This window comes from Bacillus sp. SSR7, assembly GCF_055902415.1.
The window spans coordinates 539942-552381 of the sequence record NZ_JBVVXV010000002.1; the positions used below are offsets into that span (position 1 = coordinate 539942).

Consider the following 12440-nt stretch of genomic DNA (forward strand, 5'->3'; position numbering starts at 1 on the left):
TTTTTGGAAAACGTGATACTCTATATATTATTTACTATGATGACTTCATTATAGTGTAAAGAAAAAACATTGACAAATATAAAATGGCTAGCTATAATTTTGTTTGTTGCCTTGAGGTGATATGATATGAAATGGTCCATCCATCAATTGAATAAATTGAGAAATAAAGGATTGACATTGGATGAGATGGTAGATGTAAGTGAGCTAAAAGAGGTCGAGAAAGATATTCGTGAAATTAATCCTGTTCACGTAACAGGAAGAGTTGATTTTGGCTCCGGTAAGTTTACGTTCCATCTACATATAACTGGAAGCATGGTTTTACCATGTTCTCGCTCTTTAGTAGATGTGACATTACCATTTGACATTAAAACAACTGAGGTGTTCCAAACTTCACAAGAAGAATTTGAAACCGAAGCTGAAATTCATTGTTTAGAAGGAGAAGTACTTGACTTACTGCCCGTAATCAAGGAAAATATACTTTTGGAGATTCCAATGCAAATTTTCAGTGATGATGTTTCTGGTGGAGCACCGACGCAAGGTCAAGACTGGCAAGTGATTTCGGAAGAAGACAAAGAAAAGCCTGTTGATCCAAGATTGGCAGGACTTGCAAAGTTTTTTGACAAATAATCGGAAGACTGGTTCAGGCCTTCATATGAAAATAACTATTTCTTTTAAGGAGGTGGGAAGAATGGCTGTACCTTTTAGAAGAACTTCTAAAACAGTAAAAAGAAAGCGTCGTACGCATTTCAAATTATCAGTACCTGGTATGGTAGAGTGCCCAAGCTGTGGTGAAGCGAAATTAGCTCACCGTGTATGTAAAGCATGCGGTACTTACAAAGGTAAAGAAGTAATCAGCAAGTAATTGCGGAAAAATAAACGTAGAAGATATCTTCTACGTTTATTTTTTTTGTCTTATTCTTCATTTGTTGTATTCTATCTTTTCTAGTAACTGCATATGTTTAATAAAAAATGCATAGGGAGGACTAGAGAGATGGCGACAACAAGACAAGATGCTTGGACTGATGATGAAGATTTGCTTCTGGCAGAAGTAGTACTCCGGCATATTCGAGAAGGTGGAACGCAATTATCTGCCTTTAAAGAAGTAGGAAGACATTTATCTCGTACACCAGCAGCATGTGGCTTTAGATGGAATTCTTACGTTAGAAAGCAATACAAAGAACGTATTGAAGAAGCGAAGCAACTGCGTAAAGTGGAAAATTATGAAGTGAAAGAGACGAAGGTGTTAGAACCTACGTCAATTACATTGAATGATGTTATTGATTTCTTGCAAAATTATAAAGATGAAAACTCTTTAGTGGTGTTGCAACAGCAAATTGAATCGTTACAAACAGAGAAAGAGAGCCTGTTGGAGCGATTATCAGTATATGAGGAAGAATATAGAACATTGCTTGATTATATCGATCAAAAAAGAAGTGTAATGGTGGCGGAAAGAAACAGCGCTCGTTCGAATGGGAAATTAGAGAAGGTAAAGAAATAAAAAAACAGCTGCTATGTAGCTGTTTTTTTATTTCTTATGCAGACTCTTCATTTGTAACCGTATTCAAATTTGTTTCTGGATGCCAAACGTAAAAATCACCATCAGGTACTGACACAGGTTGGAAATTTAATTTATCCCAAAAACCAGCTGAATGGATACGTGCAATCGTTTTAATTGGGAACTGCAGTCCCTTTGCATAATTTACAAGCATTTCTCCAAACCCTTGTTTTTGGAAAGTTGGTAATACTTCAAGTTTATAAAGTTCTAGGTAAGTACCTGTAATTTCGAATGGTTCCCCGCCGTTCCTTTTCATGTATAGACTCATACGTGCAATGAGTGATCCACCATAATAAATACCGTAAAATGGAGATTCACTATTGTTTTCAATAATGTTTGCTTGTAATTCTTCTAACATGGATAGTTCTTGAGCTCCGCAGCCTTTAAATTTTTTAAACTCGTCTAATGTTTTATAATTGATGAGCAAGCGCTCAACTTTTGGGAATCCCATAACATCACATCCTTTTTGTCTCATTGAATGCAGAAAAGTGAAAATATTTATAATAATATTATAACTCATTTTTTTATTTTTATGAAGATGATAGTGTATTTCTTTTATTATTTTTTGAGGATTTGCTAAACTAAGAGTAGAGGCATAGTAATAAGTAGTCTATACATATTGGAAGAAGAGGTGGCATTTGTTCATCTTTAGTTAATTATGATTCCGCACGAATCGAATCGAGTGTTTGAGGAATAAAAAGGGAGGGGAAAAAGGGACTTGTGTATCGTGTTTAGATGAGTTCCTTACGTGAAAATGAAAATCGGAGTTGTGGGACCAGGAGCTATTGGTCTATTGTATACATTTTATTTACAAAAAAGTAATCAAGATGTTACGTTGTTTACAAGGACAGCTAAGCAGGCTGACGAATTAAATATAACGGGTGTAACTTGTATTAGGGAGGGGAAACGTGAAACGGTATTCCCGCCAGTATTACCAATAAATAGTATGCTAGACCAGCAGCTAGATTATATATTTATTGCTGTTAAGCAATATCATATAACTGACATACTACCTTTTGTGCGAGGGAAATCCTCATTAGTCTTTTTGCAAAATGGAATGTCGCACCTTCATGTTATGCAGAAAATAGATAATGACAATATTGCAGTTGGAATTGTGGAGCACGGTGCAAAAAAGGAAGAAAGGCATACCGTTTATCATACAGGGATAGGTGTAACGAAGTTTGGAATCGTGCGCGGTCGGTCTATACATTTTGAAAAAATATGTAATTGCTTTCCTTTTCCGCATTTTCCAATTCGAATAGAAGATGATTGGAAGGATGTTATGCACAAAAAATTAGTAGTGAATGTATGTATCAATCCATTGACGGCATTATTACAGGTCAAGAACGGAGAATTGATTACGAACCCGTTTTTTTATCAGATGATGGAGCAAGTATTTCAGGAAGTCGTTTTTCTCGTTAAAGAAGAAAAAGAAATGGTATGGGAAATGGTACGTCATGTATGTGAAAGAACGGCTCATAATACATCATCTATGCTGGCAGATGTAAGGGCGAATAGACAAACAGAGATTGGTGCGATTGTTGGATATGTATTAGAAGAAGCTAAGAAACAGCAACGATCCGTTCCGACACTTCAATTTTTGTTCGATGCAATAAAAGGGTTAGAAGTAAAAGTATAAGTAAAAGTATAAGTGTAATTCTTTGCTTTTACGTGAAACATTGACTACAATGTGGATTGGTGAGAGAACAGGATACGAAAGGAAGAATTATATGGAGATAAAAGAAATCTCTGTTCCGCAACAAGGTGTTGTAGCGGACTATATGAACGGTAAAAAAGAGATACAGTCGTGTTTTGATTATATGTTAACAGAAGATGCTTTTAAACAGCGTGTACAAGATTTGCGTGAGAGGGAGTTTTTCCGCCAAGATTTAGTAGCGCACTTATTAGAATATAATACAAAATTACAAGCGGGAGAAGCTACAATTCAAAATGTAAAAGCGCTTGGAGATGAAGATACATGTGTTGTTATAGCTGGACAACAAGCTGGGTTATTAACTGGACCACTTTATACAATTCATAAAATTATTTCAGTTTTACAGCTTGCGAAGGAAAAGGAAGAAAGTTTAGGTGTTAAAGTTGTTCCTGTTTTCTGGATTGCTGGTGAAGACCATGATATGGATGAAATTAATCATACTTTTGTAACGAAGAATAAAAAAATAAAAAAGACCATTTTTCATGATCGTAATCCGAAAAAGGCGAGTGCTTCAGAGTCTGAGCTTTCTTTGGAAGACTGTAGAAAGTGGATTGAAGAAATTTTTAAAACATACCCTGAAACGAATTTTACAAAGGATGTACTGCAATTTATTGATGATTCTTTAAGGGAATCGAATACGTATGTAGATTTCTTTGGTCACCTTATTATGAAAATGTTCGTGAATTCTGGTTTAATTCTTGTCGATTCGCATCATCCTGAATTAAGAAAATTAGAAGTGCCGTTTTTTAAACAAATTGTAAGTAAGTATAAAGAAGTGCAAGAGGGGCTTCATAACCAACAGGAAGTAATTAAAGAATTAGGATATAAGCCAATTATTGAAACAAAGTCTAATGCAGTACATATATTCATGGAAATTGATAATGAGCGAGTGTTGCTTGAAGACAATCAAGGGAAGTTTGTTGGGAAGGATGGGACGTATTCCTTTTCATATGAGGAATTGATTGAAGAGATGGAAAGAAGCCCAGAGCGCTTTAGTAATAATGTTGTAACGCGCCCTCTTATGCAAGAGTATCTATTTCCTACGCTTGCGTTTATTGGAGGTCCAGGGGAATTAGCTTACTGGAGTGAATTACAACAAGTCTTCCATACTATCGGTTTCCGAATGCCGCCTGTCGTTCCTCGTATTACAATCACTTATATTGAGAGGGATATAGCGACAGATTTACACGATTTACAATTGCAAGAGAGTGACCCGTTTTTAAATAACGTAGATAAGTTGCGTGAAAACTGGCTATCTAATCAAATAGAGGAACCGATAGATGAACGATTTGTAGAGGCGAAAAAAGAAATAATTGATATTCATAAGTCATTACAACAATTTGTGAAGAAAATAGATCCTGGATTAAGTTCGTTTGCAGGGAAAAATGAGTTCAAAATTAATGAACAAATTGAATTGTTGGAAAGAATGTTGAAAAGAAATGTTGAGAAAAAACATGAAGTGGAACTAAATAAATTCCGTCGTATACAATTTGCAATCCGTCCATTGGGAGCGCCGCAAGAGCGTGTGTGGAATGTATGTTACTACTTAAATCAGTTCGGTTTGGATTTCGTTGATCGTGTAATGGAAAAACCGTTTTCTTGGAATGGAAAACATCACGTTATAAAACTATAGAATCTTGCTCTTAGGAGCAGGATTTTATTTTTATCCCGTTGAATTTACTGTGAAGTGAAATTTTTCTGAATTATTAATTTCAAAGAGGTTAATATCGTAATTATGCAGGATACTTAAATATATGACAAAATAGCACAAAATGTAAACGTATTATTATCTTTTTCGACAGTTTTTTATTTAAATTCCCGCAAAAGATGATAAAATTTAGTATATAATAAAAGAAAATAGCGATTTGTATAGTATGCTGCCTTTGTAGGCAAGTTAAATGAGTCGTTCTTTCATAGTATCTCGTTCTCTAGTCGTAAAATATGCGTTTAGAGGAGGAGATACATTCAACATAATTAATTGGAAAAAGAGTAGGTGCAACAATGTTTAATCACGTAACAGTGCTTTTGAAGGAAACAGTAGATGGCTTAGATATAAAGCCAGGTGGTACATATGTAGATTGTACACTGGGGGGAGGAGGACATAGTTCTTATTTATTATCCCAATTAACTGAAGGCGGAAGATTAATCGCGTTTGATCAAGATGAGATAGCAATTCAAAATGCGAAAGAAAAATTCTCTTCATACGGTGAACAGTTCATAACAGTAAAGAGTAATTTCCGTTACCTATCTGAAAAACTACAGGAATTAGGTATAACAGAAGTAGACGGTATTTTATTTGATTTAGGTGTTTCATCCCCGCAATTAGATACACCAGAGCGTGGCTTTAGTTACCATCATGATGCACCGTTAGATATGCGAATGGATCAAGATGCCCCATTAACAGCTTATGATGTTGTAAATAGCTGGTCATATGAACAACTTGTAAGAATTTTCTTCCAGTATGGCGAAGAGAAATTTTCAAAACAAATAGCAAGAAAAATTGAAGCGTATCGTGAGAATAAAGCTATTGAAACGACAGGGGAATTAGTAGAGCTAATTAAAGAGGGTATTCCAGCTCCTGCTCGTAGAACGGGTGGACATCCTGCGAAGCGAGTGTTCCAGGCAATCCGTATTGCGGTAAATGATGAATTGAAAGTATTTGAAGAAGCGTTGGAATCTGCAATTGAGATGGTCAAGCCGGGCGGAAGAGTTAGTGTTATAACATTCCACTCTTTAGAAGACCGTATTTGCAAAACGACGTTTAAGCGAAATAGTACAACGCCACAATTGCCACCAGGATTACCAATTATTCCTGATGAATTTAAGCCAAAATTAAAGCTTATTACAAGAAAACCGATTTTACCTTCTGATATAGAGTTAGAAGAAAATAATCGAGCGCGTTCTGCGAAATTGAGAATCGCTGAAAAACGATAAAAAGGGGAGAGAGGTATGAGTAACTTAGCTGTAAAGTACAAGCAACAAGCGCAAGAAGAGGTTCAGATTCAAACGCCCCCACAGCAGATGGTTCAGCCAAAAGCTAAAGCGAAGATTACAAGAATCGAAAAACTGTTGTATGTAGCGTTTATTGGCTTTTTATTGTATGCCTGTGTAGCGTTTATTGGAAATAAAGCAGGACTTTATCAAGTTAATGTAGAAGCTGCGACAATAGAACAAAAAATTGTACAGCAGCAAAAAGAAAATCAAGAGTTACAGGCTGAAGTAGAGAAGTTAAGTCGTTATGAACGAATCGCTGAAGTTGCAAAAAAACACGGGCTAGAAATTAATGCGAATAATGTGAAAGGCCTCAAATAAGGCAATAGGTGTGAAGGGAAAATGAAGAGAAATATGACTAAATTTCATACCAATAAGGGAGCAGGGTATTTTATGATTTTATTCCTCCTGCTCTTTTTGCTGTTATTAGCCCGATTTTTTTACATACAAGCGACAGGAACAGTGCATAATCAGGATTTGGATAAACTCGCTCAGCAAAAACATAGTAAAACAGGAGTTCTCGAAGCAAATCGCGGGACGATTTATGATCAAAACGGTCATGTGTTAGCGCAAGATGCAAACTCTTATAAACTTGTAGCGGAACTAAAAGGTGCGAAGCCGGTTGAGAATAAAGAGGATACCGCCAAGAAAATTGCGGGCGTACTCGGAAAAGATGAAAAGAAGATTTTAGATACGTTAAATAAAGAAGGTAGAAGTCAGGTAGAGTTTGGGAATTTAGGTAAGGGCTTGACGAAAGAACAGAAGGAACAAATCGAAGCATTGAAGTTGCCGGGTATATCTTTTATTACAGAAAATGCAAGAGTGTATCCAAACGGTGATTTCGCATCTTATGTTGTAGGTCATGCGAGACCTGATGATAAAGGAATTGCTATAGGACAATTTGGTTTAGAAAAGAGTTTGGATAAGTATTTAGGTGCTGCTAATGGAAAAGTAGCTTATACAGGCGATCGTAGAGGAGTATCTCTTGACGGTGGAAAAGTGAATGTAAAGGCACCTAAAAATGGCGATAATGTTTATTTAACGCTTGACCAACGTATTCAAAGTTATTTAGAAGACGCAATGAAAGAAGCGAGTAAACATTATGAACCAGAAAGCTTAATAGGAATTGTTGCGGATCCAAAAACAGGGAAAATATTAGCTATGTCTAGTAAACCTAGTTATGATCCGAATCAAGAAAATAATAAATATTTTTATAATGATGCAATTGCAAATGCATTTGAACCTGGATCAACAATGAAAATTTTCACGCTAGCAGCAGCTATTAATGAAGGCGTGTATAAGGGACAAGATTATTACCAGTCTGGTACATATCAAGTCGGGAACCGCAAAATAAAAGATCATAATGGCGGCGCTGGATGGGGATCTATCACATTTGATGAAGGGGTAGAGCGCTCTTCCAACGTAGCGTTTGCTATTTTAGGTGATCAAAAACTTGGTCCAGACCGTTTCAGAAAGTATATCCAAGCTTTCGGATTAGATGAAAAAACGAATATTGATTTACCTGGTGAAGGTTCAAATACCATTTTATTCGATCAGCAAATACAGCAAGTAACAACAGCTTTTGGACAAGGCTCTACTGTAACACCAATTCAGCTTGTACAAGCTGCAACTGCTATTGCGAACGATGGAAAAATGATGAAACCTTATACAATTGATAAAATTGTAGATCCGATAACAGGGGAAGTAAAATTAGAACATAAGCCAGAAGAAGTGGGCAAACCTGTTACAAAAGAGACAGCAGCGCAAGTAAGACAGTTATTAGAACGCGTTGTTACATCGCCGAAAGGAACAGGAACTGCTTATAAAGTCGATGGCTATTCAGTTGGTGGTAAAACAGGAACAGCGCAAATTCCGGATGGAAAAGGAGGCTATATGACGGGAAGAGAGAATTATATATTCTCATTCTTAGGGATGGCACCTATGGACGATCCGCAACTTGTTGTGTATCTAGCTGTTAAACAGCCCAAATTGAAAGATGATGAGAGCGGCGCACAACCTTTAGCTGATATTTTTAAATATGTAACGAAGAATAGTTTAGAGTATTTAAAGATTAAGCCTAATGAAGTGAAAGATCCGAAGAAATATGTGAAAGAGCAGCAAACTGCTGTTCCAGATGTAACGGGAAAAACGATGGAAGAAGCGAAAAAAGCCATTGATAAAGCCAAACTTCGTCCAATCGTATTAGGTGAAGGGAAAGTGCAGCAACAAGTACCGAAAGCGACTGAACAAACATTGAAGGGTGACCGAGTCTTCTTAGTGGGAGATAAACCTACAATGCCAAATATACAAGGCTGGGCACTTCGTGATGTTATGAATTTAGCAAAAACATTAAAGCTTAACCTAAAACCTACTGGTACAGGATACGTAACCGAACAAAGTGTACCAGAAGGAACGTTGTTGCAACCTGGTACAGAGTTAGGTGTAACACTTGTACCGCCACTTGAACCACAACAAGAAGCAGAAAAGCCGTAATGGTAAAAGAGAAGAAGTTCTAATTAAATAAGTACAAGCATATATTGGAACAAGCTAGGCGTAAGGGAGGCTTGTTCCAATATGCGTGTATCAAATGTAACAGTTAGAAAACGACTTATTTTTATACTCATATCAGGTATACTTATTTTCACTATCATCGATATTCGTCTTGGATATGTGCAATTTTTTCTTGGGAATATGTTAACGGATCGTGCGAAAGATTCATGGAGTCGTAATATTACTTTTGAACCTGAACGTGGGAAAATTTTAGACCGAAATGGTGTGGAACTTGCCACGAATAAAAGTGCTCCAACTGTCTTTGTTGTACCGAGGCAAATTGAAAAACCAGCAGAGACTGCAGAGAAGTTAGCTGCAGTATTAGGTGTGGAAAAAGATGAGATTTATAAGAGGATTACAAAAAAAGAATCTATTGTAAGGTTAGATAAAGGCGGAAGGAAAATATCACATGATAAGGCGAAAGAGGTAAGAGGATTAAGTTTGAAAGGTGTTTATATCGCAGAGGACTCTATCCGGTACTATCCATTTGGCAACTTTTTATCACACGTATTAGGGTTTGCAGGTAGTGATAACCAAGGTCTTATGGGACTAGAAAAATATTATGATAAAGAACTGAATGGTGATGAAGGTCATGTGCGCTTTTTTGCAGATGCAAAAGGGCAAAGGATGCCTAATGTTGGTGATGATTTCAAAAAACCAGAAGCTGGTTTGAATTTAGGATTAACAATTGATGCACGTATTAATAGAATTATGGAAAGAGAAATGAATATCGCAGAGTCGACATATAATCCAGATGGTATGATTGCGATTGCGATGAATCCGAAAAATGGTGAAATTTTAGGTATGTCGAGTCGGCCGAGTTTTGATCCGGCAGATTTTCAAAGTGTTTCTCCAGAAGTGTACAATAGAAATTTACCAGTATGGAGTACGTATGAACCTGGTTCAACATTTAAAATCATTACGTTAGCCGCAGCTTTGAATGAAAATTTAGTAGACTTAGAGAAAGATACGTTTTATGATGATGGAGCAGCTGAAGTTGGTGGAGCAAGATTGAAATGTTGGAAAGCAGGAGGCCATGGTAGCCAAACGTTTTTAGAAGTAGTTCAAAACTCTTGTAACCCAGGATTTATCGAGCTGGGTGATCGTCTTGGTAAAGACCGATTGTTTAAATACATTCGTAATTTTGGTTTTGGACAAAAAACCGGAATTGACCTGCAAGGTGAAGGTAGTGGGATTTTATTTAATTTAGACAAAGTCGGTCCAGTCGAGCAAGCAACAACTTCATTCGGTCAAGGTGTTTCTGTTACGCCAATTCAACAAGTGGCGGCGGTAGCAGCAGCTGTAAACGGTGGAACATTGTATCAACCGTATATAGCTAAAGAATTTATTGATCCGAAAAACAATCAAGTTGTAAGTAAAAAGACACCTGTGGAAAAAAGAAAAGTTATTTCCAAGGAAACTTCAGAAAAAGTTCGGTATGCATTAGAGAATGTTGTAGCAAAGGGATCTGGTAAAGGTGCTTTTATTGATGGGTATCGTGTAGGTGGGAAAACAGGTACGGCTCAAAAAGTGAAAGATGGTAAATATTTAGAGAATAATTATATTGTATCTTTTATCGGTTTTGCTCCAGCAGATGATCCAGAAATTGTTGTCTATGTTGCTGTTGATAATCCGAAAGGTGTAACGCAATTTGGTGGAGTAGTAGCAGCTCCAATTGTTGGGAATATTCTTCGGGATGCACTTCCTGTTATGGGAGTGAAACCGAGAAAAGAACAAGTTGAGAGAGAATATAAATGGGGCGATACACCAACTGTGGAAGTTCCGAATTTAATTGGTATGAAAAAGAAAGACTTACAGACGCAACTCGTCGATTTGAAGCTTGATATAAGTGGAGACGGAGAGAAAGTCATTAAGCAGTCCCCAGAAGCAGGAGCTAAAGTGAAAGAAGGCTCAAAAATTAGAATTTACTTCGGGAATTAAAGGTAACCTAGTACGTTTTATGGTACAATTGGTGGAAGTGAGTTCTTTATAGAAGAGTTACTTAATTTGAGACCGCAAGAGTCTCGGTTATAAATAGGTCTATTTATTAGACAGAGTAGCACTTACCTCCTATTTTACATAATTAGGAGGTAACGTGTTGCTTATTAATAAAAGAGATAAATACACAATGTAGAGAGGGTTTAGTGAAATGAAGTTGCATACACTTGTATCATGTTTGCATGATTTTCCAGTTGTTCCAAAAGAAAATCCAGAAATCACATCTATAGAAGCTGATTCACGTAAAGTGAAAGAAGGAAGCTTATTTGTATGTATGAAAGGATATACGGTTGATAGCCATGATTTTGCTAAGCAAGCAGCGGCACAAGGAGCGGCTGCTATTGTTGCGGAAAGACCAATTGATGTTGACGTTCCAGTTGTACTTGTGAAAAATACTTTTCGTTCGTTAGCGGTTTTAGCTGATTATTTTTATGGTCAACCAACACACAAGTTACATTTAATCGGTATTACAGGTACAAATGGAAAGACAACAACATCGCATATTATGGATGAGATTATGCGCGCACATGGTCATAAAACGGGGCTAATTGGAACGATTAATATGAAAATCGGTGATGAAACATTTGAGGTGAAAAATACAACACCAGATGCACTAACACTTCAACAGACGTTTGCAAAAATGGTTGAACACGGTGTGGATAGCACAGTAATGGAAGTTTCGTCACATGCTTTAGATCTTGGCCGTGTACACGGATGTGATTACGATGTAGCGGTGTTTACAAATTTAACACAAGATCATTTAGACTATCATAAAACGATGGAAGAATATAAACATGCAAAAGGGTTGCTATTTGCGCAACTTGGCAATAGTTATAATCATAATCGTGAAAAATACGCGGTATTGAATAACGATGATGCTGTAACAGCGGAATATATGAGAAGTACTGCAGCAACTGTTGTAACGTATGGAATTGATACAACAAGTGATGTTATGGCCAAAGATATCGTTATGACAAGTGGTGGAACTACATTTACGCTTGTAACACCGTATGAGAGTGTAGATGTTACGATGAAATTAATTGGGAAATTTAATGTATATAACGTACTAGCTGCGACAGCGGCAGGACTTGTTTCCGGTGTAAGTTTAGAAACAATCATCGATGTAATAAAGGAACTAGCTGGAGTTCCAGGACGTTTTGAAGTCGTTGATGGTGGACAAAATTATACAGTTATTGTTGATTATGCACATACGCCAGATAGCTTAGAAAATGTATTGAAAACAGCAAAACAGTTTGCAAAAGGTGACGTATATTGCATCGTCGGTTGTGGCGGTGATAGAGATAGAACGAAGAGACCAATCATGGCAAGTGTTGCAACACGATATGCAACTCACGCAATTTACACTTCAGATAATCCAAGAAGTGAAGAGCCAGGAGCTATTTTAGATGATATGGTACATGGTGCAAATGGAAAAAATTACGAAGTAATTATTGATAGAAAAGAAGCGATATACCATGCAATTGCTAACGCAAAAGCTGAAGATATTATCATTATTGCTGGTAAGGGTCATGAAACATATCAAATTATTGGTAAAGATGTTCATCATTTTGACGATCGTGAAATCGCTAAAGAAGCAATTACAGAGCGTTTAAACAACGAAGAGTAACAACG

11 protein-coding genes are annotated in these 12440 nt (G+C 36.7%); 10 read left to right on the forward strand and 1 reads right to left on the reverse strand.

From position 1 onward, the window contains the following. Window positions 1-126 precede the first annotated feature (126 nt). From AC0NJG_RS06965 to AC0NJG_RS06975, 3 genes are all read left to right on the forward strand, one after another. Window positions 127-627 (forward strand): YceD family protein, encoded by a 501-nt coding sequence (locus tag AC0NJG_RS06965; RefSeq protein WP_000872145.1) that lies wholly within the window; start codon window positions 127-129, stop codon window positions 625-627. Between the two features lie 61 nt (window positions 628-688). Beyond that, on the forward strand, window positions 689-862 hold the full coding sequence (gene rpmF, locus AC0NJG_RS06970; protein WP_001984764.1) for a 50S ribosomal protein L32: 174 nt from the start codon (window positions 689-691) through the stop codon (window positions 860-862). A 129-nt stretch (window positions 863-991) separates the two neighbouring features. Continuing rightward, window positions 992-1498, forward strand: a complete 507-nt coding sequence (locus tag AC0NJG_RS06975; protein WP_087954464.1) for an RsfA family transcriptional regulator — start codon at window positions 992-994, stop codon at window positions 1496-1498. Between the two features lie 34 nt (window positions 1499-1532). On the opposite strand, the gene AC0NJG_RS06980 is transcribed toward AC0NJG_RS06975, so the two are convergent. Then, entirely contained in the window at window positions 1533-2006 is a 474-nt protein-coding gene (locus tag AC0NJG_RS06980; protein ID WP_000506708.1) for an N-acetyltransferase, read from the reverse strand. Window positions 2007-2303: 297 nt separating this feature from the next. Between AC0NJG_RS06980 and panE the strand changes: the two genes are divergently transcribed. The 7 genes from panE (at window position 2304) to murE (ending at window position 12435) form a co-directional block, all read left to right on the forward strand. Beyond that, a complete protein-coding gene (gene panE, locus AC0NJG_RS06985) occupies window positions 2304-3194 on the forward strand; it encodes a 2-dehydropantoate 2-reductase (protein WP_087996506.1) in 891 nt (296 codons plus the stop codon). Window positions 3195-3285: 91 nt separating this feature from the next. After that, entirely contained in the window at window positions 3286-4902 is a 1617-nt protein-coding gene (gene bshC, locus AC0NJG_RS06990) for a bacillithiol biosynthesis cysteine-adding enzyme BshC (RefSeq protein WP_474062942.1), read from the forward strand. Window positions 4903-5270: 368 nt separating this feature from the next. Further along, a complete protein-coding gene (gene rsmH, locus AC0NJG_RS06995; protein WP_000481789.1) occupies window positions 5271-6203 on the forward strand; it encodes a 16S rRNA (cytosine(1402)-N(4))-methyltransferase RsmH in 933 nt (310 codons plus the stop codon). A 15-nt stretch (window positions 6204-6218) separates the two neighbouring features. Continuing rightward, complete coding sequence (ftsL, locus tag AC0NJG_RS07000; protein ID WP_000067081.1) at window positions 6219-6581, forward strand: cell division protein FtsL; 363 nt, start codon at window positions 6219-6221, stop codon at window positions 6579-6581. A gap of 21 nt (window positions 6582-6602) precedes the next feature. Further along, window positions 6603-8753: a penicillin-binding protein gene (locus tag AC0NJG_RS07005; protein ID WP_474062943.1), complete on the forward strand. Its 2151-nt coding sequence runs from the start codon at window positions 6603-6605 to the stop codon at window positions 8751-8753. 81 nt (window positions 8754-8834) lie between these two features. After that, window positions 8835-10751: a stage V sporulation protein D gene (locus AC0NJG_RS07010; protein WP_001266227.1), complete on the forward strand. Its 1917-nt coding sequence runs from the start codon at window positions 8835-8837 to the stop codon at window positions 10749-10751. A gap of 208 nt (window positions 10752-10959) precedes the next feature. Then, the gene (gene murE, locus AC0NJG_RS07015; protein ID WP_087954468.1) at window positions 10960-12435 is read left to right on the forward strand and encodes a UDP-N-acetylmuramoyl-L-alanyl-D-glutamate--2,6-diaminopimelate ligase; all 1476 of its coding nucleotides are present in this window, start codon (window positions 10960-10962) and stop codon (window positions 12433-12435) included. Window positions 12436-12440 lie beyond the last annotated feature (5 nt).